Source organism: Aeromicrobium choanae (assembly GCF_900167475.1).
Classification (GTDB): Bacteria; Actinomycetota; Actinomycetes; order Propionibacteriales; family Nocardioidaceae; genus Aeromicrobium; species Aeromicrobium choanae.
On the sequence record NZ_LT796768.1, the window covers coordinates 2,685,871 to 2,708,183 of the forward strand.

Below are 22,313 nucleotides of genomic sequence, written 5' to 3' on the forward strand. Positions count from 1 at the left end.
CGTTCCTCGCCGTGCTACTCGACCACCGGTGCTCGTTCCTCGTCGTGCTGCTCGACCGCCGGTGCTCGTTCCTCGTCGTGCTGCTCGACCGCCGGTGCTCGTTCCTCGTCGTGCTGCTCGACCACCGGTGCTCGTTCCTCGTCGTGCTGCTCGACCACCGGTGCTCGTTCCTCGCCGTGCTGCTCGACCACCGGTGCTCGTTCCTCGTCGTGCTGCTCGACCACCGGCGCTCGTTCCTCGCCGTGCTGCTCGACCACCGGCGCTCGTTCCTCGCCGTGCTACTCGACCACCGGTGCTCGTTCCTCGCCGTGCTGCTCGACCGCCGGCGATCGAGTAGCATGCGAGCGCAGCGAGACGCGTATCGAGATCATCGGAGGCCCACGTCTCGAGACTTAGGGTTGACATGACCTTAACCACCCCTTAGTGTCGCGGTGACCCTAAGGAGGTGGGTGTGATGGAGCAACGCATCGAACTGGCCGTGTCCACGGTGATCTTCGCGCTGCGCCCGCACCCCGCCACCGGCCACGACACCCTGTGGCTGCCACTGGTCAAGCGCATCCGCGAGCCGTTCCTCGGCCAATGGGCGCTACCGGGCGGCCCCCTGAAGCCGGCCGAGGACCTCGTCACGTCGGCGCGCACCACGCTGCGCCGCACCACGGGGCTGGAGCCGTCGTACCTCGAGCAGCTCTACAGCTTCGGCGGCATCGACCGCTCGCCCGACCGGGTCGTCTCGATCGTCTACTGGGCGCTCGTGCGGCCCGACGAGGACGCGCGGGCGATCGACGGCGAGAACGTGGAGTGGTTCGTCGCCGACGAGGTCCCGGCGCTGGCCTTCGACCACAACGCGATCGTCACGTACGCGCTCGACCGCCTGCGCGCCAAGATCACCTACTCCGACATCGCGCACGCGTTCACCGGCGAGGAGTTCACGATCGCCCAGCTGCGCGAGGTGCACGAGGCCGTCCGCCAGGTGCGCCTCGATCCCGCCAACTTCCGCCGTCAGGCACTCGCCCACCCGCGCATCGTCGCCACGGGCCGTCACGTCACCGGCACCAGCCACCGGCCGCCGGCGCTCTACCGACTGGAGACAGCATGACCCTCTCGATCAACGACCTCATCGTCACGGCGCCCGGCGACACGTGCGACGCCGAGCTGGCGAAGCAGCCGTGGGAGTTCGACCGGTTCCCGGGCTACGGGCCGGGCGCGTCCGAGACCGACGTCATCCCCGCCCCGGTCACCCGCCCGGGCCAGCTGCCCGCGGCGTACCAGCGCATGCCGGAGGCCGAGCTGCACGCCCGCATCCGCGCCGCCAAGCAGACGCTGGGCGACCGCCTGGTCATCCTCGGGCACTTCTACCAGCGCGACGAGGTGGTCCAGTACGCCGACTTCGTGGGCGACTCGTTCCAGCTGGCCAACGCCGCGCTGACCCGTCCCGACGCCGAGGCGATCGTGTTCTGCGGCGTGCACTTCATGGCCGAGACCGCCGACATCCTGGCCCGCCCGGAGCAGCGGGTCATCCTGCCGAACCTCGCGGCGGGCTGCTCGATGGCCGACATGGCCGACGAGGAGTCGGTCGAGGCGGCCTGGGAGGCGCTGACCGAGTTCTACGGCGACGACGAGACCGTCCCGGTCACGTACATGAACTCGTCGGCTGCGCTCAAGGCGTTCTGCGGACGCCACGGCGGGATCGTGTGCACCTCGTCCAACGCCTCCACCGTGCTGGAGTGGGCCTTCGAGCAGGGCCGCCGCGTGCTGTTCTTCCCCGACCAGCACCTGGGCCGCAACACCGGCAAGGCGATGGGCGTGCCGCTGGAGCAGATGCCGATGATCAACCCGCGGCGTCCCGGTCTCGGGGTCGACGAGGACGTCCTGCGCGACGCCCGCGTGCTGCTGTGGCCGGGCTTCTGCTCGGTGCACAAGCGCTTCACCGTGGCCCAGATCGAGCAGGCCCGCGCCCAGCACCCGGGCGTCCGCGTGATCGTCCACCCCGAGAGCCCCATGACCGTGGTCGACGCCGCCGATGCCGCCGGCTCCACCGACGCGATCCGGAAGTTCGTCGCGGCGGCGCCGTCCGGCTCGGTGATCGCGATCGGCACCGAGATCAACCTGGTCAACCGGCTGGCTGCGGAGCACCCCGACAAGACGGTCTTCTGCCTCGACCCGGTCGTGTGCCCATGCTCGACGATGTACCGCATCCACCCGGGCTACCTCGCGTGGGTGCTCGACGGCCTGGTCGAGGGCGAGGTCCGCAACGAGATCGTGGTGACCGACGAGGTCGCCGTCCATGCCAAGGTCGCGCTCGAGCGGATGCTCGCCGCCCTTCCGAAGGCCGACTGACATGACGCACGTCGTCGTCGTGGGCAGCGGCGTCGCTGGCCTGACCACCGCGCTCGAGCTCGTCGCGCGGCCCGGGGTCGAGGTCACGCTCGTCGCCAAGGCCCGGCTCGACCAGTCGAACACCGCCGTCGCGCAGGGCGGCGTGGCGGTGGTGACCGCGACCGAGGACACCGTCGCCTCCCACGTGGCCGACACCCTCGTCGCCGGTGCCGGCCTGTGCGCCGAGGACGCGGTGGAGGTGCTGTGCGCCGACGGGCCCGCCGCGGTGGCCGCGCTCATCCGGCGCGGCGTGCCGTTCGACCGCGCGGACGGGCAGCTGGCCCTCGGGCTCGAGGCCGCGCACTCCCACGAGCGGATCCTGCACTCCGGCGGTGACGCCACCGGCTCGGCGATCGCCTCGGCCCTCATCGCGCGGCTCGCCGGCAGTGGGATCACCGTCCGTGAGAACACCACGGTCGTCGACGTCGTGGTCGAGGCCGGGGTCGCCACCGGCGTGCGCCTCCTCGGTGGCGAGGTCCTGGCGGCCGACGCCGTCGTGCTGGCCACCGGCGGCGCGGGGCAGCTGTTCCCCTGCACCACCAATCCCGCCGTCGCCACGGCCGACGGCGTGGCGATCGCGCTGCGGGTGGGCGCCGTCGTCGCCGACCTCGAGTTCCACCAGTTCCACCCCACGTCGCTGGCCACCCCGGGCAACCACCTCGTGTCCGAGGCGGTGCGCGGCGAGGGCGCGGTCCTCGTCGACGCCTCGGGGCACCGGTTCATGACCGACGTGCACCCCGACGCCGAGCTGGCGCCGCGCGACGTGGTGGCCCGGGGGATCGCCGAGCAGATGCAGCGCCAAGGCGGTGCGCCGGTGCGGCTCGACGCCACGGCCCTGGGTGCCCGGTTCCTGGCCGAGCGCTTTCCCACGATCGACGCCGTCGTGCGGTCGCAGGGCCTGGACTGGTCGCGCGACCCGATCGAGGTCACGCCCGCGGCGCACTACGTCATGGGCGGCGTGCGCACCGACGTGTGGGGCCGCACCAGCGTGCCCGGCCTGTACGCGGTGGGCGAGGTCGCCTGCAGCGGACTGCACGGGGCCAACCGGCTGGCGTCGAACTCGCTCCTCGAGGGCGCCGTCTACGGCCGTCGCGTCAGCGAGGCGATCCTCGGACGCGCCGGCGAGACGCAGGCGGACCTCGACGGCGTGTGGGCCCAGCCGATCGAGCTCGACGTCGTGCCCGGCAACGAGGCCTTCGGGCGCACCGACCTCCAGCAGCTCATGTGGGACTCCGCCGGGCTGTCGCGCGACCGCTCCGGCCTCGAGGACGCGGCCGGGGTGCTGGCCGCGTGGGCGCCGCCGGCGCCGATCGACGCGAAGTCCGCCGAGGACGCGAACCTGTGGTGGGTGGCGCGCGCGGTCGTCGCCAGCGCGCTGGCGCGCGAGGAGTCGCGTGGCGGCCACTTCCGTCGCGACCTCCCCGAGTCGTGCCCCGGCCAGGCGCGGCACTCCACGCTCGTGGCGGTGCGCCATGCTTGAGCGCCGCCAGATCGTGCGCGTCGTCGAGGCCGCGCTCGACGAGGATGCTCCGCACGGCGACCTCACGTCCGAGGTCTTCGTCCCGCGCGACGCCGTCGCCACGGCCGACCTCGTGGCCCGTGAGCCCGGCGTCTTCGCCGGTGGAGAGGTCGTCGAGGTCGCGATGACCGCGCTCGACCCCCGGGTCGAGGTCACGCTGCACCTCGAGGACGGCGCCCGGTTCGCCGGCGGCGACCGGCTGGCCACGGTGCGTGGCAACGCGCGCGCCGTGCTGCGTGGCGAGCGCATCGCGCTGAACCTGGTGCAGCGCATGTGCGGCATCGCCACCCTCACGGCCGCCTACGTCGAGGCCGCGGGACCCGAGGTGCGGGTGGTCGACACCCGCAAGACGACGCCGGGTCTGCGCGCGCTGGAGCGCCACGCCGTGCGGTGCGGCGGCGGCCACAACCACCGCTTCAGCCTGTCGGACGCCGTCATGGCCAAGGACAACCACCTGGCGCTCGTGGACGACGTCACCGCCGCCATCCGCGCGGCCCGCGAGCAGCTGCCGCACACCACCCACCTCGAGGTCGAGGTCGACCGGCTCGACCAGGTCGAGCCCGTGCTGGCCGGGGGAGTGGACACGATCATGCTCGACAACTTCACCCTCGACGACCTGCGCGCCGGCGTCGAGCTGGTGGCCGGTCGAGCGCTCGTCGAGGCCTCGGGCGGCGTCGACCTGACCACGATCGCCGACATCGCGAAGACGGGCGTCGACGTCATCAGCGTCGGGGCGCTGACGCACTCGGTCAGCAACCTCGATCTCGGCCTGGACGTACGGCTCTCGTGATCTACCTCGACCACGCCGCCACGTCCCCGGTGCGCCGCGAGGTGCTGGAGGCGATGTGGCCGTTCCTGACCCGCGACTTCGGCAACCCGGCCAGCCACCACGAGGTGGGGGCCGCCGCGCGCCGGGCGCTCGACGACGCCCGGCGGCGGGTGGCCGCCGTGCTCGGCGCCCGGGGCGGTGAGGTCACGTTCTGCAGCGGCGGCACCGAGTCCGACAACACCGCGATCAAGGGGATCGCCCTGGCCGACCCGCGCGGACGTCACGTCGTGGTCAGCGCGGTGGAGCACCCGGCGGTGCTCGAGTCCGCGGCCTGGCTCGGCCGGCTCGGGTTCGAGGTGACGGAGCTGCCCGTGGACGCCGAGGGGCTCGTCGACCCGGGCCGGCTCGCCGCGGCCCTGCGCGACGACACCACGGTCGTGAGCATCCAGTACGCGAACAACGAGGTCGGCACCGTCCAGCCCATCGCTGCGCTGGCGGCCGTCGCCGCCGAGCGCGGCGTCCCCTTCCACACCGATGCGGTGCAGGCCGCGGGCTGGCTCGACCTCGACGCGCGCGCCCTCGGCGTCACCGCCCTCAGCATCAGCGGGCACAAGCTCGGCACGCCCAAGGGCGTCGGGGTGCTGTGGATCGACCGGCGCCAGGCCTGGGAGCCGCTCGTGCACGGCGGCGCGCAGCAGGACGGGCGGCGCTCAGGCACCGAGGACGTCGCCGGCGCCGTCGGCATCGCCACGGCGCTCGAGCTCGGCCACGGCGATCCGTACACCGTCTCGGCGCGCCGGGATCGCTTCGTCGCGCTGGTCGAGGAGCTCGTGCCCGGAGCCGAGCTCACGGGGCACCGTGAGCAGCGCCTGCCCGGTCACGCCTCGTTCGTTCTGACGCAGACGCCGCGCAGCGGGGAGTCGATCCTGGTGGACCTCGACGCGCGAGGGATCGTCACCTCGAGCGGCTCGGCCTGCGCCGCCGGGAGCGACGAGCCCAGCCACGTGCTCACGGCGATGGGCCACGACCGCGAGACCGCCCAGACCGCCGTGCGCTTCACGTTCGACGCCTCGGTGGACGACGAGGCGCTGCACAGGGCGGCCGAGGAGTTCGCCCAGGTGGCGAAGGCCTGACTCAGCCCTGCGCGCGCTGCACGGCCTGCGGCAGCAGCTCGGCGGCGGTGACCGAGGGCTCGCCCTCGCCGAGGTGGTCGACCGTGACCACGACGGCGGTGTCGTCGTCGGCCGGGGCGTAGACGCGCTCGGTGGTCTGTGGGCCCTCGGACGTGTCCTGGACCGTGCGGAAGCCGACCGCGCCGTCGGGCAGGCCCTCGATCCGCTCGAAGCTCCCGCTCGGGATGTCCGCGGTCAGGCACTCGGTGATCGCCGCGTCGACCTGGTCGATGGTGTGGTCGATCGTGGTCTGGTTCTGCGCCGGACCCTGCAGCGACGACCTGACCTGGTCGCCGTCGGCCAGCACGTACAGGGCGCTGACGTCGTCGGAGTCGGTGATCGTGAGGTTGTACTCGCCCTCCATCGCGGCGCAGTTCGTCCTCGTGAGCACCGAGCGGTCGTCGGTGGAGACCTTCTCGACCTCCGGCAGGTCCTCGCGCTGCAGCAGGGTGGCGGGCACGTCGTCGCGGTCGGTGCCGCCCTTCGGCTCCTCGTCGGCACACCCCGCCAGCAGGGCGGCGGCCGCGACGGCGCCGATCAGCAGTCGCCGCACCGTCACTCGCCCGCCGGTCCGTAGTACTCGAGGAACTCGTCCCGGTAGGGGCCCTCGAGGTCGTTGTTCGACGCGTAGGAGCTCACGCCCGACATCGCCGACTGGGCGTAGCTGGACATCTCGTTGGCCGGGATGTCGCCGGCGTTGATGAGCCGCCCGTTCTCGAAGAAGCTGTCGGGCACCTGGTCGCGGGGGATGACGCCGGACTCCACGAGCGCGAGGTAGGCCTGGATCTTGACCCGGTTCGTGCCCGCCGCGGCGCGGTCGTTGGCGTTGTCCGTGGCGGCCGCGCCCTCGGAGGTGAAGGCGTCGCCGCCCGCGTCCTTGCCGAGGTCGACCGCCTGGCTGTAGCCGAAGTCGATCAGCTTGCTGCCCCAGTCGCCGACCACGTCGGCCCCGGGCAGCGGGACCATGCCCGCGGCGTCGCCGACGAGGTCGATGAAGGCCTGGCGCTGGGCGTCGCGGCTCTCGGCGCCCTCGATCTCGACCTGGCCCACCGAGTACTCGGCGAAGCCCTGGAGGGCGGCCGAGCGCTGGAGGACGTCGCGCAGCTGCATGCGCAGGTCGGGGTCGTCGGGGTTCGCCTCGAGTGCCGCGGCGATGTTGTTGACCTGGGTCTGCTGGTAGGCGCCCGTGCCCTCGGCGATGCTCTGCATGCCGTCGGGCGTGCCCATCGCGACCTGCATGAGCGAGTCGAGGTCGTCGCTGAACAGGATCGGGTAGTGCTCGAACGTGCCCAGGTTGTCGATCGTGAGGCTCTTGGAGCCGCCGTCGCCGTCCTCGTTCGGGAAGCGCAGCGCGGTGTCGACCGCGGGCATGTAGAACTTCAGCAGGTCGGCGATGTGCGGGGACGCGGCCTTGGCGTCCTCGGGGTTGAAGCCCGGGCTGTTCGCCACCTGGTCGAGGAACCGCGAGACCAGTCCGGTGGTGGCCTCGGGATCGCTCGTGAGGTTGGCCTCCGAGGTGCCGATGCCCTCGACGGCGTGCGAGATGCCGCCGTAGCCGTCGGCCTTCCACTCGCGGTCGTTGAAGTAGTAGGTCTGGCGGTTCCAGCCGTCGTCGGTGGGCTCGGTGAAGAAGGTCAGGCCGGCCTCGGGGTTCTCCCCGAAGTTGTGCATGATCGCGGCCATCGGGTCGTCGTACCAGCCGTCGTACTCGTCCTTCGTCGGCAGCGGACCGTGACCATTGTGGTTGTACCAGTCCTGCGCCGTGAGCGGGCCGTCCTGCGCCATGCGCTCGAAGCCGTCGAGCGTCCGTGCGGCGCCGAGCAGGAAGTCGTCGTCGTAGGTGGTGTCCTGCATGAGGTACGTGAGGATGTTGGCGCCGTTCATCCCCATGCCGAACTCTTCGGAGAAGGCCCGCTGCTCCTCGTCGGTGAGCAGGGGAGCGCAGCTGTACCGCACGATCTCCTCGCCGAACGTCTCGGCGGGGAAGCCGGGCGCGTTCGAGGCGGTGGACAGGCCGGTGCGGAACTCCTCGGCCAGCGAGGTGTACTTCTCGGGGTCGGCGACGCCGCCATAGCCCATCGCCGACGAGATGTTCGCCATGAAGCCGACGGTGCCGTCGGGCCCCAGCTCGGTGAACATCGCCGCCATGACGTCGGGATCCTCGTTCCACGTCTCGAGCAGGCCGGCGATGTGGTCGAGGTCCTCCTCGGAGGAGCTGGCATCGATCGAGGCGGCCGCCGAGGCGAGTTCCTGGCCGAGCATCTCCTTGACGCTGGAGAGCGTGTCGCTCGTGACCGAGTAGGTGGCCGAGCCCGTGCCCTCCTTGTCCAGCAGGATCGCGAGGTCACGGCGCGTGGTGAGGTCCTCGAGGTGGTCGTCCAGCCAGCGGGTCTTCTTGCCCAGCGAGCTGTCCGACAGGCTCGGCAGGCTGATCGGGGAGGCGGATCGCGCGACGGCGGCCTGCGACTGGACCTCGGTGGAGAGGTCCTGCATCGCGGTGATCGCCGCGCCGATCTCGTCGATCTTGATCGTGACGGTGGTCATGACGCCCTCTCAGTACATGCTCTGCATGCGCCACTGACGGGGCCAGTTGTTGCCGCGCCAGTCGTTCTCGGGGACCATGTCCGGCTCGGACCCGATCCGGGCCTGGATCGTGGAGACCGCGTCGTCGAAGGCCTCGGGGATGCCGGTGCACTGCTCCTTGAGCTCGGCGATCCAGGAGTCGGCCTCGGTGCAGACCCACCCGCCGTTGGCCAGGGGGTTGGCGATCGCGTCGAGCGGCGATCCGTAACCGGAGTAGACGTTGTTCCCGCAGTTGGACACGGTCGTCTTCGCCGACTGCAGCGTGTTGCGGAACAGGTTCGGCTCGGTCGTGTCCTCGGTGTCTTCAGGTGTCATCGTTTCCCCCGGCGATGGTTGCTTCGGCGTGGCCCAGCGTAGCGCCGATCGATGACGCCGTCAGCCCGACGTGGTCACAACGGGCCATGCCCGATGGTCGGGTAGGGCTGCCAACGGGCGATCTGTCCGATACGCTCGTGGCCAGCATCCTGGTCCCTGCGTTCGAAATATCGGGGGACGAACTCACGAAGGAGACAAACCCATGGTGCAAGCTCGGATCGAAGATCTCTACGCGCTGTACAACACGCTCAACAAGTCGATGCAGGAAACGGACACGATGGTCTCCAACGTGGACGCGTCCCTGAACCAGGCGAACGAGGAGTGGCAGTCCACCGGCGCCAAGGAGTTCAACGAGGCCTGGATCCAGTTCAAGCAGGCGCTCACGCAGCTGTGCCAGGCGTTCTCGAACGCCGGAACTGACGTCGCCTTCCAGCACAACAAGTTCGCCGAGGGCGCGAAGGAAGCCGATCAGCACCCCGTGCTGACGCCCCTGCAGTCGCCTCGCTGACCTGACCTCGACGCCCGGCTCCCTCGTGGGGCCGGGCGTCTCGGTTCGTGCTGAAGGAGTTCCATGCGCAAGACCCTCGCCGGTGCCGCCGCCCTCGTGCTGACGCTCGGCCTGACCGCCGCGTGCGGCAGTGACGACAGCGATCCTGCGGACCCGAAGCCCAGCGCGTCAGCCACCACGTCTGCGCCCACCACCGAAGCGGCCTGGTCCGCCGACGCCAAGCCGGAGCGACCCGTGGACGAGCAGTCCGAGGCAGGCGCCCAGGCGTTCGCCGAGTTCGCCGCCGACACGGTCTTCTACATGATGGCCACCTCGGACGTGCCGGCGCTGACCGCGATCGCCGACGTCGCCACGTGCGAGTCGTGCCAGGGCTGGGTCGACAACTACGACAATGGCAAGATCAACAAGAAGTCGATCCTGACGGGCCCCGCCACCTACGAGTTGGCCGGGAAGCCCACGATCACCGATGATGTCTTCTACCAGGTGAAGCTGACGATGGACGTGCCGAAGGGCCGCTCGGTCGTCACGACGGACGGCAAGAAGAAGGCAGAGACGATCAAGGCGGCCCAGGGGCTTCCCTTCAAGGCCGACATCCAGTGGAAGGACGACCAGTGGCTGCTGCTGCGATACGACCTCGGCTGAGGGGCCTGCGTCGAGCGGCCTCGATCCTGGCGCTGACGACCGCTCTGGTCTTCGGCGCCGGAGTCGGCGCGTACGCCGATCCCACGTGGGACGGCGAGAACACCGACGGCGGCACCGACGTCGGTGGGTCCGACGGTGGCTCGAACGGCAACCCGGGCACCGGGGGCAACAACGGAGGCGGCGGCGCGATTCGCGTGCCCGTGCCGTGGACCCAGAAGGTCTTCGTGCCCTACTGCTCCGACAACTCGGTGCGCGCCACCGGGCGCGGCGTCGGTGACTACGAGACGGTCGGCGACGTCCTCTGCACCGGCTTCGGCTCCTGCCCGGCCGAGGGCGACTACCGCTACCGCGTCTTCGAGCGCTCGATGGGCCCCGACAACCTCGCGACCGAGGACAACTTCCGCAGCGCCGGAGTCGTCTGCCGCGGACAGGACGAGCCCAACGAGTCCGAGCCGCCGACGATCACCACCGAGGACATCATCGAGCGCGCCCGCGCGCTCGCACCGACGCCCACGTTCGTGATCGAGCCGGCTGATCGCTCGTACGTCAACATCCCGACGAACTTCGCGGCGCAGGCGCAGGGCGCCACCGTCACCGTCGAGCTGCTCGGCTACTCGATCCCGGTGGAGTTCACCCCCGGCGACGTGACCTGGTCCTTCGGTGACGGCCGTTCAGGCAGCGGCGTCGGTGTGCGCAGCGCCTCCGTCGGCCAGGCCGGCGCGGTCGAGCACGCCTACGCCCGCTCGGGTGACTACAGCGTCTCGGTCACCGTCGGCTACACCGCGCGCATCTTCGTGCCCAACGGCCCGCCGATCGACATGCCGACGCCGATCACCCGCACCTCCGCGCCCCAGGCGCTCGAGGTTGGCGAGATCCAGTCCGTCGTCACCGAGGTCGACTGACCTCACGCCTCCGGCGTGCCCGCTGCCATCTCGCGTAGCGGGCCCGCCGGGTGGTCAGATCCGGACGACGGGGCAGGTCAGCGTGCGGGTGATGCCCGGGACGCGCTGGATCTGCGAGACCACCAGGGTGCCGAGCTCGTCGACCGAGGGGCCCTCGGCCCGCACGATGACGTCGTAGGGACCGGTGACGTCCTCGGACAGCTCGACCCCCTCGATCTGGGCGATCGCGGCGGCGACGTCGGCGGCCTTGCCGACCTCGGTCTGCACGAGGATGTAGGCGTGAACGGCCATCGGGGAACCTGCTTTCTTTCGGCCCGGGACACGCTATCGCAGTCGCCTCGGTCCGACGCGGTCGGCTGAGACAATGACCCTGTGAGCGAGCAGACGATTGCGGAACTGGGCGAGTTCGGGCTGATCGATCTCGTCAGGGGGCGACTCGGCACCAGCGACTACGTGCTGGTGGGTCCGGGGGACGACGCCGCGCACATCGCCACGGCCGACGGCACCTACGTGACCGCGACCGACATCCTCGTCGAGGGCCGCCACTTCCGCCGCGACTGGTCCACCGCCGCCGACATCGGCCGCAAGGCTGTCGCCGCGAATCTCTCCGACATCAACGCCATGGGCGGCGTCGCCACGGCCCTGCTGGTCGCCTTCGCGGCGCCGGGCGACTTGCCGGTCTCCTGGGTGGCCGACCTCGTCGGCGGCATGGTGGAGGAGTGCGACAAGGTCGGCGCCAAGATCGTCGGCGGCGACATGTCGTCCGCCGAGCAGGTGATCCTGTCGATCACCGCCCTCGGCGACGCCGAGCGTCCCGTCACCCGTGCGGGCGCGAAGGCCGGCGACCAGGTCGCCTACGCCGGCACCCTCGGGCTCGCCTCCGCCGGGTACGGAGCGCTGAGCCGTGGCTTCCGGTCTCCCAAGGCTGCCGTCGACGAGCACCGCACCCCCCACCCGCCGTACGCGGCGGGCCCCGCGGCCGCGGCCGCGGGAGCCACCTCGATGATCGACATCAGCGACGGCCTGCTGGCCGACCTTGGCCACGTGGCGCGGGCCAGCAAGGTCGCGATCGATCTCGACCCTGCGGCCTTCACGATCCTCGACGCCGTGCAGACGGTGGCCGGAGCGCTTGGCGGCGTCGACCCGCTCAGGTTCGTGCTGACCGGCGGCGACGACTACGCGCTGGCCGCCACCTTCGCGGCCGGGACGACCCTGCCGGACGGCTGGACGAAGATCGGCACGGTCCGGGCCGGTGAGGGCGTCACCGTTGCCGGCGCCCCGTACGAGGGCGGCACCGGCCACAAGCACTGGACCTGAGCGCTCGGACCCGGCTCAGTCCTGGATCCGCGCGAACGGCGACGCCGCCTCCAGCTCGAAGGCGAGCTCCAGCAGCGTGCGCTCGTCGCCGTGGTCGGCCGAGAAGTGCAGGCCCAGGGGCAGGTCGTTCGAGCTGCGACCCAGCGGCAGGCTGATCGCCGGCCCACCCGAGGCGTTGTTGAGCGGCGTGTACGCCACGTAGGTGCGCAGGCGGTCGAACGCCTCGGAGAACTCGACGCCGGGGTCGAGCCAGCCCAGCTCGGGCGTGACGTGGCCGAGCGTGGGGCTCAGCACCACGTCCCATTCCGCGAAGACCTCGCTGTAGGCCCCTGCCGACCGCTTGAGGGCGATGATCGCGCCCGGGGTGCGCCAGAAGCTGCGGACGAACGCGTTGGCCAGCCCGCGCGTGAACGGATCGACCTTGCTGCGGTCGAAGTCGCGCGAGACGACGAACCGGCCGGCGTAGTCCAGCGAGAAGGCCAGCGTGCGCCAGTACTGGACGAAGTGGCGCTCGAAGGCCGCGTCGACGGGGATCGGCATCTCGACGACCACGTGTCCCAGGGAGGCGACGAGCTCGGCGACACGGCGCAGCTCGCGCGCGCTGTCGGCGTCGAGCGGCACGCCGTTGAGCGTCTCGGTCACGAGGCCGACGCGCAGGCGGCGCGTCGAGGGGCCCTCGACGAGGCCGACCCGCGGCAGGCGGGGGACCGGTCGGTACTTCTCGGCGGCGGCCAGGAACACGGCGGTGTCGCGCACACTGCGGGTCAGCACGCCGTTCGCCACGATGTCGAGCGGGGCGTCCTTCATCTCCTTGGCCGGAGCGAGGCGGTTGCGCGTGGTCTTGAGCCCCACGAGCCCGCAGGCCGCCGCGGGGATCCGGATGGAGCCGCCGCCGTCGTTGCCGTGGGCGATCGGCACGGCGCCCGCGGCGACCAGGGCCGCTGAGCCACCGGAGGAGGCGCCCGAGGAGTAGGCGGGGTTCCACGGATTGCGGGTCGGCTCGCGGTCGACGAACTCCGTGGAGGCGGTCAGCCCGAAGGCCGGGAGCGTGCTCGCGCCGACCACGGTGACGCCGGTGGACAGGAACTGCTCGGTGAACTCCTCGTGGCGCTCCGCCGGCTCGGGCGGCACCGCCGCGGAGCCCTGCTGGGTGGGCACGCCCTTGTAGTCGGTGTTGTTCTTGATCAGGCTCGGCACCCCGGCGAAGGGGCCGCCGTCGCCGGAGACGTCCTCGGCGCGGATCGTGGCCCGGGCGCGGTCGTCGTGGCTGATCCCGTTCAGGACCGGGTTCACCCGGTCGATGCGGGCCAGGGCGGCCTCGAGGACCTCGGTGCGGCTGGCTTCGCCGGAGGCGATGAGCTGGCCCACGGCGACGGCATCGTGATCGGCGAGGACGTCGTCGGTGAAGGCGTGGATTCGGGTCACTCCGCGAGGATAGACCGACGCAGCGGGTCCCGGGGGAAACGAACAACGGCGGCCCGAGGGCCGCCGTTGTTCATGAAAGATCTGAGCGTCTCAGCGCGAGACCTTGCCGGCCTTCAGGCAACCGGTGCAGACGTTGAGTCGCTTCGGAGTGCCCTCGACGACGGCGCGGACGCGCTGGATGTTCGGATCGAAACGACGCTTGGTGCGTCGGTGCGAGTGGGACACGTTGTGGCCGAAGCCCGGTCCCTTGCCGCACACATCGCAGACGGCTGCCACGGCGACCACTCCTGAACTAGTTCGGGGGAAAAATACAACCTCTCGAGCATACCTGACGCGACACGACCAGCGCTAATCGAGTCCGGTGCCGGCCCGATAGTCTCGACCCATGGCCCTGCGGATCGACACCGAGCGGTTCGACGCGTGGGCCCGCCTGTGCACCGAGATGCTGGCCGTCGCGCGCGACGAGATCGACGCCATGAACGTCTTTCCCGTGCCCGACAGCGACACCGGAACGAACGCGTACTTCACCTTCGTCTCCGGCGTCGAGTCCATCGACGCGCTGCCCGCCGACCCGACGCCGATCGACGTCATGCGTGCCTTCGCCGAGGGCCTGCTGATCGGAGCGCGAGGCAACTGCGGCACGATCCTGGCCGAGCTGGTCCTGGGCAGCCTGCGGGTCCTGCGCGAGTGCCTCGACGGGCTGAGCTCCAGCGACATCGCCGACGCGCTGGAGGCGGCCTCCACCGCCGCCTACGCCGCGGTGGGCCGCCCGCAGGAGGGCACGATCCTCACGGTGGCGGCGTCGGCGGCGAAGGCGGCGCGCGAGGCCGCGTCCACGGAGGACGACCCCCGGCGCGTGTTCGACGTGGCCGCCGGGGCCGCCCGCGAGGCGCTCGCTCTCACGCCCATGCAGTTCGAGAGACTCGCGCGGGCCGGGGTCGTCGATGCCGGAGGTCGCGCCCTCGTGGTCGTGCTCGACTCCGTCGCCTTCGCGCTCACCGGCCGCGCGCCCACGCCGCGGTCCGCCACCGTCCCGGTGCCGATCGTCGAGCCCGGTGCCGACCTGGGAGAGGACGGGCCGTCCTACGAGGTCATGTACCTGCTGCGCACCGCCGACGACCGGATCCCCGGGCTCCGCGACGCGCTCGAGCCGCTCGGCGACTCGCTCGTCGTGATCGGCGGCGAGGGGCTGTGGAACGTGCACGTGCACGTCGACGACGTGGGCGCGGCGATCGAGGCCGGCATCGCGGCCGGCTCGCCGTTCCGCATCTCGGTCACGCACTTCGCCGAGCAGATCGCCCGTCCCGCCGCACCGACGGGCGGCCGCGTGATCATCAGCGCGGTGACCGGTCCCGGTCTGGCCGAGCTCACCGAGCGGGCGGGCGGCACCGCGCTGCACTTCTCGCCGGGCGCCCAGCTCACCGTGGCCCAAGTCGCAGCCACCATCGCCGACAGCGGCGCCGACGAGGTCATCCTCCTGCCCAACCGCGCCGGCCACATCGCGATGTTCGAGGCGGCCGCGTCTGCCGCCCGCGATGCCGGCGCCCGGGTCGCCGTGCTGCCCACCACGGTGCAGGTCCAGGCGCTCACGGCCCTCGCCGTGCACGATCCGGGCCGCCCCTTCGACGTGGTGGTCGTGGCGATGTCGAACGCGGCCGGCGCCACCCGGCACGGCGCCGTCACGATCGCCGTCGAGGACGGCATCACGATGGCGGGCCCGTGCTCGGCCGGTGACGTTCTCGGCGTGGTCAACGGCGACTTCGCGATCATCGGTGCCTCCCAGGTCGATGTCGCGTTCGAGGTGCTGCAGCGCCTCGACCTCGCGACCGCCGAGATGGTCACCCTCGTCACCGGACGCGACTGCGACCCCGCCACGAGCGAGCGGATCGCCGCGCGGGTCCAGCAGGAGGCGCCGCACGTGGACGTCGAGACGATCGACGGCGACCAGGGCACCTACCCGCTCTTCCTGGCGGTGGAATGACCGCGATCGACTTCGACACCCGCCTGTCCAAGGTCGTGGGGGACTCGGCCAAGAAGCTCGAGAAGGCCTTCGACCACCGCACCGTCGGTGACCTCCTGCGCCACTTCCCGCGGCGCTACATCGACCTCGAACACCCTGACTCGTTCGACGAGCTCGAGGAGGGCCAGGTCGTCGCCTTCGTCGCCACCGTGATCGACGTCAAGAAGCTCTCATTCCGCAGCAACCCGCGCAAGTTCCGCGTCGTCGTCACCCTGTCGGACGGCAGGGCCACGATGGAGGCGGTGTTCTTCAACCAGTACGTGGTCTCCAAGACGCCCGTCGGCAGCCAGCAGCTGCTGTCGGGCGAGGTCTCGGTCTACCAGGGACGGCTCCAACTCGCGTCGCCCCACATGCGCGAGCTGCCCGAGGGCAAGACGCTCGCCGACCTCGGGCGCGGCGGCGGCGCACTGCCGATCTATCCCGCGGGCGGTGGGCTCACCACGTGGGACGTGGAGCGAGCGGTCCAGGTGGCGCTCGACGTCGTCGACGTGTTCCCCGAGCCGATCCCCGACCAGGTCCGCAGCGAGCGCGGCCTGCTCGACGCGCCCACGGCCTACGAGTACATCCACCGTCCGCGCAAGCGCGCCGACTGGGTGTTCGCCCAGACCCGGCTCCGCTTCGAGGAGGCCTTCGAGGTGCAGGCGGTCTTCGCGCGACGCCGGACCGACTCGCAGCAGCGGCGCGCGCTCGCTCGGCCGGGGCGCGGCGACGGGATCCGCGTCGCCTTCGAGCAGAGGCTGCCGTTCCAGCTCACAGCCGGCCAGGCGCAGGTGGCGGGCGAGATCGACCAGGACCTGGCCGACACGCATCCGATGCACCGGCTGCTGCAGGGCGAGGTCGGCTCGGGCAAGACGATCGTCGCCGTGCTGGCGATGCTGCAGGTCGTCGACTCCGGGGGACAGGCCGCGCTGCTGGCGCCCACCGAGGTGCTCGCCACCCAACACCACCGCAGCATCGAGCGGATGCTCGGCGACCTCGCGAAGGGCGGGATGCTCGGTGGCGCCGACGAGGCCACGCGAGTCCGGCTGCTCACCGGCTCGATGGGCGCGAAGGCGCGCCAGCAGGCACTGCTCGACATCGTCTCGGGCGAGGCCGGGATCGTCGTGGGCACGCACGCCCTGCTGGAGGAGACGGTGCGGTTCGCCGACCTCGGGCTCGTGGTGATCGACGAGCAGCACCGCTTCGGCGTCGAGCAGCGCTCGGCGCTCTCCGACCGCGCGGCGGCGGCCGACGGCGTGAGCCCCCACGTCCTCGTCATGACCGCCACGCCGATCCCGCGCACGATCGCGATGACGGTGTTCGGCGACCTCGAGGTCTCCACGCTGCGCGAGCTGCCCGCGGGCCGCCAGCCGATCCAGAGCAACGTCGTGCCCGTGGCGGAGCAGCCCTCGTGGCTCGAGCGCGCGTGGCAGCGGGTGCACGAGGAGGTCGCGCGCGGGCGCCAGGCCTACGTCGTGGTCTCGCGGATCGGCGAGGCCGTCGCGGATGACGACGTCGAGCCGCCCGAGGACGACGAGGAGGAGAAGCGGCCCACGGTCGGCCTCGTCGAGCTGGCCGATGCGCTCGAGCAGGGACCCCTCGCGGGGTTGCGGCTCGGCCGGCTGCACGGCCGCATGGCCGCCGACGAGAAGGACGCGGTGATGTCGGCCTTCGCGGCAGGCGACGTCGACGTGCTCGTCGCCACCACCGTCGTCGAGGTGGGCGTCGACGTCCCCAACGCCACGATGATGATCGTGATGGACGCCGACCGCTTCGGCGTCTCGCAGCTGCACCAGCTGCGCGGCCGCGTGGGCCGTGGCTCCGAGCCCGGGCTGTGCCTGCTGGTCACGGGGTCGCCGGCCGGTTCCCCGGCTCGCGAGCGCCTCGCCGCCGTGGCGGCCAGCACCGACGGCTTCGAGCTGTCGCGGCTCGACGTCGAGCTGCGGCGCGAGGGCGACGTGCTGGGCGCGCGCCAGTCCGGTGTCCGGTCGAGCCTGCGCCTGCTGTCGGTCGTGCGCGACGAGCAGGTCATCGCCGACGCCCGCGACGCCGCGGTGGCCACGCTGGCATCGGGTGACGTGCCGCCCGACCTCGAGGCGTCGATCCGCCGGCTCGAGGAGTCCGATCGCGCCGACTACCTGGAGCGGGCATGAACGAGCGCCAGCGAGTGATCGGTGGGCCGGGAATGCCGGCATCGGCGGGGGCGGCATGACGCGGATCATCGCGGGACGCTGGGGAGGCCGCCGGATCACGACCCCGCCGGGCGACGGCACCCGACCCACCTCCGACCGCGTGCGCGAGTCGGTGTTCGCCTCCCTGAACTCGCTGCTGGGCGGATTCGACGGGCTGCGGGTCCTCGACCTCTTCGCCGGCTCCGGGGCGCTCGGGCTCGAGTGCGTCTCGCGCGGCGCCGCGCACGCCGACCTGGTCGAGTCCGACGCGCGCGCTGCCCGCACGATCCAGCGCAACGTCACCGAGCTGGGTGCCTCGGCACGCGTCCATCGCGTCACGGCGCAGCGCTACGTGGCCGCGAACAGCGGTCCGTGGGACCTCGTGTTCCTCGATCCTCCGTACGCCGTCCCCACCGAGGAGGTGGCGTCGATCGTCGCCGCGCTGCGGCCCTCGCTGGCCGAGGACGCCGTCGTGGTGGTCGAGCGCTCGAGCCGCGACGAGTTCACGTGGCCCGAGGGGTTCGACGCGCTGCGGGACAAGTCCTACGGCGAGACACGGCTTTGGTACGGTCACTGACATGACGCGCGTGGTGTGCCCCGGTTCCTTCGACCCCGTCACGAACGGCCACCTCGACATCATCGAGCGCGCCTCGTTCCTGTTCGACGAGGTCGTCGTGGTCGTCCTGGTCAACGAGAGCAAGGCGGGCCTGTTCCCGATCGAGCGCCGCATCGAGCTGATCGCCGAGGCGACCGCCGAGATGGAGAACGTCACGCTCGACTCCTACGCCGGCCTCCTGGTCGACTACTGCGCGCAGAACGACATCCAGGCCATCGTCAAGGGCCTGCGTGCCGTCTCGGACTTCGACTACGAGCTCCAGATGGCGCAGATGAACGGCAACCTCACGGGGATCGACACCGTCTTCATCCCGACGTCGCCGGACTACACGTTCATCGCGTCGAGCCTGGTCAAGGAGGTCGCGCGCCACGGCGGCGACGTCAACGGCCTCGTTCCCAAGCACGTGATGAACGCCCTCGACGCCGCGTTCGGGCACTGACCCCCTGACCCGTCACTGCACGGGGGACCGGGGCTCCCAACCGCGTCCGAGGTGACTCCCGCGCCGCACGGCGGCGTTCCCGAACCGCGCGGCGACGCGATCGAGGGTCTGGTCGAGCACGGGATCGGCCTCGTCGTCGAGCGGCAGCACGAGCTGGGCCCCGTGGTCGTCGAGCCCCGACAGCGCGACGCCCACCAGCGTGATGCCCTCACGCTCGATGTCGGCCCGGCGCGACTCCAGCAGGGCGCGGGCGACGTCGGAGATCACCGACGTGCTCTCGGTGGGCCGGGGGAGCGTGCGGGACGACGTGGAGCGCCGGAAGTCCCCGAACCTCAGGCGGATCGTGACGGTCGCGGCGGTGCGGCCCGCCCGGCGCATGCGGCGGCCGACCTTGTCGCACAGCGCGAGCAGCGCCAGATCGGCATCGGCGAACGAGGCGCGGCCCAGCGCGTGCTGCGCCCCGATCGACCGGCGCGAGGGGCCGGGCTCGACCCGGCGGGAGTCGTGCCCGTTAGCGAGGGCGTGCAGGTGGTGGCCCGCGGCGCGCCCGACCACGGCGGACAGCTCGCCGGGGGTCAGCCGCGCGACGTCGGCCACCGTGCGCAGGTGGGCGGCGTGCAGCTTCGCCGCGGTGATGTCGCCCACGCCCCACAGCCGCTCGACGGGCAGCGCGTGCAGGAACTGCAGCTCGCCGTCGACCGGGACGACGAGTAGCCCGTCGGGCTTGGCCAGCGTGCTGGCGACCTTGGCCAGGTAGGGCGTGCGGGCGAGCCCCACCGAGATCGGCAGTCCCGTCTCGTCCTGCACCCGGCGCCGCAGTTCGCGTGCGATCGGCAGGGCGGGGCCCCGGAGCCGGCGCAGCCCGGAGACGTCGAGGAAGGCCTCGTCGATCGACAGGCCCCGCACGAGGGGAGTGGTGTCGCGGAAGATCTCGAAGACGGCCTTGCTGGCCGCGACGTAGGCGTCGAAGCGGGGCGGCACGACCACCGCGTCGGGGCACAGGCGCAGCGCCTGGCGACCGCCCATGGCGGTGCGCACCCCGCGCGCCCGTGCCTCGTAGGACCCCGACAGCACGACCCCGCCGCCGACGATCACCGGACGGCCACGCAGGGTGGGGTCGTCGCGCTGCTCCACGGACGCGTAGAACGCGTCGAGGTCGGCGTGGAGGATCGACCCGAACCGGTCCTGCTCCGCACCCTCCATGGGGACAGAGTCCCACCGGTCACTGACATTCGGGCGGGGTCGGCAGAGGGGTCTGGTGGAAACGGGAAGTTACGCCTAGCCTCCGATCATGAAACGGCCTGCCCGCCTGGGGCGCCTTGTTCCCGTCGTGTTCTCGAACGTTCTTCTCGCAACGGTGTTCTTGATAGGACCCGGCGTCACCGCGCCGGCCTCGGCAGCGGCCACGCCGAAGATCATGGTGGTCGGCGACTCGATCTCGCAGGGCCTAGAGGGTGACTACACCTGGCGGTACCGACTGGCGGAGAGTCTGTCGTCGCGTGGACAGGCTGCCGACTTCGTCGGACCGTGGTCAGGCACGTTGGTGACCAATCAGACGAAGAGTCACAACGGCGCCTACCGTCCGGGCATCAGCTTCGACAGCGCCAATCTCGCGCAGTGGGGCTGGCAGGTGCATCAGGCGAAGGACGTCATTGGAGAGAACGTCGCCACATACGCGCCCGACTACCTCCTCATCGAGCTGGGATTCAACGACATCGCTTGGGGAGTGAACGGGCCGGCAGGCGTCCTGCAAGACCTGGAGTGGTTGATTTACAACGCCAGGGAGAAGAACCCGTACGTGAAGATCCTGGTGGCGAACGTGCCGCAACGTACGGCTCTGTCGAACCTGCCTGAACTCCCCGGCCTCATCAGCGACTACAACGCCCGGCTGCGTGCCCGAGTGCCCGCCCTGAACAACGCAATCTCGCCGGTCACCTTCGTGGACATAGACGGGCCGCTGGACGCCGCGACGCACAGCTACGACGGGCTCCATCCGAACGTGCGGGGCGAGTTCGTGATCGCCAAGGCGTTCGCCGACGCGCTGGCGGGTCATGGCGTGGGCAAGCCCTTCGGAGCGCTGCCGGCCAGCTATCCATCAAACTTGACGCCGGCAGCCCCGGCGAGCATCACCGCCGTGCGCAGCGGAGAGGACATCAAGATCAGTTGGCCGCACGTCTTCGCCGCAGGCGGTTACGCCTTCTACAGCCGAGACGTCACGGCCGGGAAGCCGTTTGAGCGCGGCGTCTACGACATCAGCACGAACACCTGGACCGCTTCGCTCCTGCCCGCTGGACACAAGATGGAGTTCTACGTCCGAACCACCCGAGGCACGTACACGTCATCCAGCCAGTCACCGACGGCATCTGCGGTGGTCGCGCCCCTGCCGCCCGTCACCAACGTGAAGGCGACGGTTGATCCCAACAAGCCGTACGCCGTGAAGCTCACGTGGGATGCGGTCTCCGGGGCGAAGGATTACTCGGTCTACGCGGCGCCAGGCTGTGGCGACGTGCTTCCGCCCGAGAGGTCCGCCTACACGTTGCAGAAATGGGGACTCGGAAACACGACGACATGGACCCAGGAGTACGTCTTCGACGATTGCGTCAACTACGTCGTGCTGGCCTCGAGGAATGGCGGGGAGGGCGAGTGGTCACTCGTGTCCAGTGCGCGGGCGAGGCCGTACGAGGGGAACTACCTCCACGGGGTGGCGCGAAGCAGGTACTTCGACACGGAACCGGACCAGGTCGGTGTCGTGAAGGATCAGAAGGCTGAAACTCGCGTTGCTGCGGGCGAGGATCGGGGCATAGTCGTGGCACGAGGGTACATCCGGGGCAAGGACGCTGAGACTAACTCCATCGGCGACGGGAGGCAGTGGGATTCCAACCCCTACGCCTCCTCGAAGATTGGCGTCGCTTGGGACACGGCAACAGGTGAGATCGGTGTCTACGCTCATCGGTCTTGTGCGGTGGGTGGGTATCCGTTACTCAATATCGCCGCAGGTTGTCGATCAGCGCTACCCATCAAGTTCGTTGCGGATGCGAGCATCTACAAGGACTCGGACAAGTCGCGTTACACCTACGTATCCGTCCAGCGCCAGTCGTCCGGTGGGCTTCGGGCCACGGTCTCCGCAATGAACTCCTGGGAGGGCTTCGGCCCTTCACAGTTCGAGGTCGACTTCGGTCGCATCAATGCCACGTTTGTGCTCACGCCATCCGGAGCGACCTACCGTGCCACGCTAACCGGCGACAGGTTTCCGGCGTGGGAGTTCTACCGGTATGCGCGAACCGAGCCTGCACCCTTGGGGGAAAGGGGCGTGGCGAGGACCATCGGTACTCGGGACCAGACCGCGAAAGGAGATCTCAAGGGCAGCCCAAGTACGTGCGTAAGCCCAGCGGCGGAGAAGGGTCTCGAGGCGCCGCCGCACCCCATGGCCTGTTGAGCCGCATCCTTGAGTGCGCCTCGCGCGGGACCGCGATTGGCCTCCCCGTGGCCGCCCGGGGTAAGATCGACGCTGGCCCGTTTGCTGGCCGTGGTTCTTTGGTGCACTCGATGAGGGGTTTGAC

Annotated in this window: 22 protein-coding genes; 15 read left to right on the forward strand and 7 right to left on the reverse strand. The window is 70.9% G+C overall.

Features of this window, described 5'->3' with window-relative positions; all coding sequences use genetic code 11:
• The first annotated feature begins 11 nt into the window (after window positions 1-11).
• Genes B5D60_RS12975 through B5D60_RS13000 form a run of 6 tightly spaced genes read left to right on the forward strand, consistent with a single transcriptional unit; the run spans window position 12 to window position 5,797 of the window.
• Window positions 12-407, forward strand: a complete 396-nt coding sequence (locus B5D60_RS12975) for a hypothetical protein (protein ID WP_078700557.1) — start codon at window positions 12-14, stop codon at window positions 405-407.
• 47 nt (window positions 408-454) lie between these two features.
• Window positions 455-1,096, forward strand: a complete 642-nt coding sequence (locus tag B5D60_RS12980) for an NUDIX hydrolase (protein WP_078700558.1) — start codon at window positions 455-457, stop codon at window positions 1,094-1,096.
• Window positions 1,093-2,337 carry a quinolinate synthase NadA gene (nadA, locus tag B5D60_RS12985; protein WP_078700559.1) on the forward strand — a complete coding sequence of 415 codons (1,245 nt, stop codon included), beginning with the start codon at window positions 1,093-1,095 and terminating at the stop codon, window positions 2,335-2,337. The genes B5D60_RS12980 and nadA overlap by 4 nt, the downstream gene beginning before the upstream one ends.
• Before the next feature lies 1 nt (window position 2,338).
• Entirely contained in the window at window positions 2,339-3,856 is a 1,518-nt protein-coding gene (gene nadB / locus B5D60_RS12990; RefSeq protein WP_078700560.1) for an L-aspartate oxidase, read from the forward strand.
• Entirely contained in the window at window positions 3,849-4,685 is an 837-nt protein-coding gene (gene nadC / locus B5D60_RS12995) for a carboxylating nicotinate-nucleotide diphosphorylase (RefSeq protein ID WP_078700561.1), read from the forward strand. Before nadB ends, nadC begins: the two co-directional genes overlap by 8 nt.
• The gene (locus tag B5D60_RS13000) at window positions 4,682-5,797 is read left to right on the forward strand and encodes a cysteine desulfurase family protein (RefSeq protein WP_078700562.1); all 1,116 of its coding nucleotides are present in this window, start codon (window positions 4,682-4,684) and stop codon (window positions 5,795-5,797) included. The genes nadC and B5D60_RS13000 overlap by 4 nt, the downstream gene beginning before the upstream one ends.
• Before the next feature lies 1 nt (window position 5,798).
• Here the strand turns inward: B5D60_RS13000 and B5D60_RS13005 are convergent, their stop codons facing one another.
• The 3 genes from B5D60_RS13005 to B5D60_RS13015 are packed head-to-tail and all read right to left on the reverse strand — an operon-like array spanning window position 5,799 to window position 8,734.
• Window positions 5,799-6,395 carry a hypothetical protein gene (locus B5D60_RS13005; RefSeq protein ID WP_078700563.1) on the reverse strand — a complete coding sequence of 199 codons (597 nt, stop codon included), beginning with the start codon at window positions 6,393-6,395 and terminating at the stop codon, window positions 5,799-5,801.
• On the reverse strand, window positions 6,392-8,380 hold the full coding sequence (locus tag B5D60_RS13010; protein WP_078700564.1) for a DUF6571 family protein: 1,989 nt from the start codon (window positions 8,378-8,380) through the stop codon (window positions 6,392-6,394). Before B5D60_RS13010 ends, B5D60_RS13005 begins: the two co-directional genes overlap by 4 nt.
• A gap of 9 nt (window positions 8,381-8,389) precedes the next feature.
• A complete protein-coding gene (locus B5D60_RS13015) occupies window positions 8,390-8,734 on the reverse strand; it encodes a hypothetical protein (protein ID WP_078700565.1) in 345 nt (114 codons plus the stop codon).
• 202 nt (window positions 8,735-8,936) lie between these two features.
• Here B5D60_RS13015 and B5D60_RS13020 point away from each other — a divergent pair, with 202 nt between their 5' ends.
• The 3 genes from B5D60_RS13020 (at window position 8,937) to B5D60_RS13030 (ending at window position 10,786) form a co-directional block, all read left to right on the forward strand.
• The gene (locus tag B5D60_RS13020; protein ID WP_078700566.1) at window positions 8,937-9,242 is read left to right on the forward strand and encodes a WXG100 family type VII secretion target; all 306 of its coding nucleotides are present in this window, start codon (window positions 8,937-8,939) and stop codon (window positions 9,240-9,242) included.
• A gap of 63 nt (window positions 9,243-9,305) precedes the next feature.
• Window positions 9,306-9,884 (forward strand): DUF6318 family protein, encoded by a 579-nt coding sequence (locus B5D60_RS13025; RefSeq protein WP_078700567.1) that lies wholly within the window; start codon window positions 9,306-9,308, stop codon window positions 9,882-9,884.
• The gene (locus B5D60_RS13030; RefSeq protein WP_078700568.1) at window positions 9,854-10,786 is read left to right on the forward strand and encodes a PKD domain-containing protein; all 933 of its coding nucleotides are present in this window, start codon (window positions 9,854-9,856) and stop codon (window positions 10,784-10,786) included. The genes B5D60_RS13025 and B5D60_RS13030 overlap by 31 nt, the downstream gene beginning before the upstream one ends.
• Window positions 10,787-10,840: 54 nt before the next feature.
• Here B5D60_RS13030 and B5D60_RS13035 read toward each other — a convergent pair whose 3' ends face one another.
• Window positions 10,841-11,077: an Lrp/AsnC ligand binding domain-containing protein gene (locus B5D60_RS13035; RefSeq protein ID WP_078700569.1), complete on the reverse strand. Its 237-nt coding sequence runs from the start codon at window positions 11,075-11,077 to the stop codon at window positions 10,841-10,843.
• Between the two features lie 81 nt (window positions 11,078-11,158).
• Here B5D60_RS13035 and B5D60_RS13040 point away from each other — a divergent pair, with 81 nt between their 5' ends.
• A complete protein-coding gene (locus tag B5D60_RS13040) occupies window positions 11,159-12,103 on the forward strand; it encodes a thiamine-phosphate kinase (protein ID WP_078700570.1) in 945 nt (314 codons plus the stop codon).
• Between the two features lie 15 nt (window positions 12,104-12,118).
• Here B5D60_RS13040 and B5D60_RS13045 read toward each other — a convergent pair whose 3' ends face one another.
• The gene (locus B5D60_RS13045) at window positions 12,119-13,528 is read right to left on the reverse strand and encodes an amidase (protein ID WP_078700571.1); all 1,410 of its coding nucleotides are present in this window, start codon (window positions 13,526-13,528) and stop codon (window positions 12,119-12,121) included.
• A gap of 90 nt (window positions 13,529-13,618) precedes the next feature.
• Window positions 13,619-13,804 carry a 50S ribosomal protein L28 gene (gene rpmB / locus B5D60_RS13050; RefSeq protein WP_078701430.1) on the reverse strand — a complete coding sequence of 62 codons (186 nt, stop codon included), beginning with the start codon at window positions 13,802-13,804 and terminating at the stop codon, window positions 13,619-13,621.
• A gap of 109 nt (window positions 13,805-13,913) precedes the next feature.
• Here rpmB and B5D60_RS13055 point away from each other — a divergent pair, with 109 nt between their 5' ends.
• From B5D60_RS13055 to coaD, 4 genes are read left to right on the forward strand one after another with little or no spacing between them, the layout of a single operon-like run.
• Complete coding sequence (locus tag B5D60_RS13055; RefSeq protein WP_078700572.1) at window positions 13,914-15,509, forward strand: DAK2 domain-containing protein; 1,596 nt, start codon at window positions 13,914-13,916, stop codon at window positions 15,507-15,509.
• The gene (locus tag B5D60_RS13060) at window positions 15,506-17,680 is read left to right on the forward strand and encodes an ATP-dependent DNA helicase RecG (RefSeq protein ID WP_078700573.1); all 2,175 of its coding nucleotides are present in this window, start codon (window positions 15,506-15,508) and stop codon (window positions 17,678-17,680) included. Before B5D60_RS13055 ends, B5D60_RS13060 begins: the two co-directional genes overlap by 4 nt.
• A 55-nt stretch (window positions 17,681-17,735) precedes the next feature.
• Entirely contained in the window at window positions 17,736-18,275 is a 540-nt protein-coding gene (gene rsmD / locus B5D60_RS13065) for a 16S rRNA (guanine(966)-N(2))-methyltransferase RsmD (protein WP_078700574.1), read from the forward strand.
• A 1-nt stretch (window position 18,276) separates the two neighbouring features.
• Complete coding sequence (gene coaD / locus B5D60_RS13070; protein ID WP_078700575.1) at window positions 18,277-18,753, forward strand: pantetheine-phosphate adenylyltransferase; 477 nt, start codon at window positions 18,277-18,279, stop codon at window positions 18,751-18,753.
• Between the two features lie 12 nt (window positions 18,754-18,765).
• Here the strand turns inward: coaD and dinB are convergent, their stop codons facing one another.
• Entirely contained in the window at window positions 18,766-19,956 is a 1,191-nt protein-coding gene (dinB, locus tag B5D60_RS13075) for a DNA polymerase IV (RefSeq protein ID WP_078700576.1), read from the reverse strand.
• Between the two features lie 88 nt (window positions 19,957-20,044).
• On the opposite strand from dinB, the gene B5D60_RS13080 reads away from it, so the two are divergent.
• Complete coding sequence (locus B5D60_RS13080) at window positions 20,045-22,189, forward strand: SGNH/GDSL hydrolase family protein (RefSeq protein WP_078700577.1); 2,145 nt, start codon at window positions 20,045-20,047, stop codon at window positions 22,187-22,189.
• The last annotated feature ends 124 nt before the right edge of the window (window positions 22,190-22,313 follow it).

Bases quoted from the DNA above. Each gene is read 5' to 3' on its own strand.
- B5D60_RS12980 (WP_078700558.1), top strand. From the start codon at position 455: ATGGAGCAACGCATCGAACTGGCCGTGTCCACGGTGATCTTCGCGCTG.
- nadA (WP_078700559.1), top strand. From the start codon at position 1,093: ATGACCCTCTCGATCAACGACCTCATCGTCACGGCGCCCGGCGACACG.
- nadB (WP_078700560.1), top strand. From the start codon at position 2,339: ATGACGCACGTCGTCGTCGTGGGCAGCGGCGTCGCTGGCCTGACCACC.
- nadC (WP_078700561.1), top strand. From the start codon at position 3,849: ATGCTTGAGCGCCGCCAGATCGTGCGCGTCGTCGAGGCCGCGCTCGAC.
- B5D60_RS13010 (WP_078700564.1), bottom strand. From the start codon at position 8,380: ATGACCACCGTCACGATCAAGATCGACGAGATCGGCGCGGCGATCACC.
- B5D60_RS13015 (WP_078700565.1), bottom strand. From the start codon at position 8,734: ATGACACCTGAAGACACCGAGGACACGACCGAGCCGAACCTGTTCCGC.
- B5D60_RS13020 (WP_078700566.1), top strand. From the start codon at position 8,937: ATGGTGCAAGCTCGGATCGAAGATCTCTACGCGCTGTACAACACGCTC.
- B5D60_RS13025 (WP_078700567.1), top strand. From the start codon at position 9,306: ATGCGCAAGACCCTCGCCGGTGCCGCCGCCCTCGTGCTGACGCTCGGC.
- B5D60_RS13035 (WP_078700569.1), bottom strand. From the start codon at position 11,077: ATGGCCGTTCACGCCTACATCCTCGTGCAGACCGAGGTCGGCAAGGCC.
- B5D60_RS13055 (WP_078700572.1), top strand. From the start codon at position 13,914: ATGGCCCTGCGGATCGACACCGAGCGGTTCGACGCGTGGGCCCGCCTG.
- B5D60_RS13060 (WP_078700573.1), top strand. From the start codon at position 15,506: ATGACCGCGATCGACTTCGACACCCGCCTGTCCAAGGTCGTGGGGGAC.
- rsmD (WP_078700574.1), top strand. From the start codon at position 17,736: ATGACGCGGATCATCGCGGGACGCTGGGGAGGCCGCCGGATCACGACC.
- coaD (WP_078700575.1), top strand. From the start codon at position 18,277: ATGACGCGCGTGGTGTGCCCCGGTTCCTTCGACCCCGTCACGAACGGC.
- dinB (WP_078700576.1), bottom strand. From the start codon at position 19,956: ATGGAGGGTGCGGAGCAGGACCGGTTCGGGTCGATCCTCCACGCCGAC.
- B5D60_RS13080 (WP_078700577.1), top strand. From the start codon at position 20,045: ATGAAACGGCCTGCCCGCCTGGGGCGCCTTGTTCCCGTCGTGTTCTCG.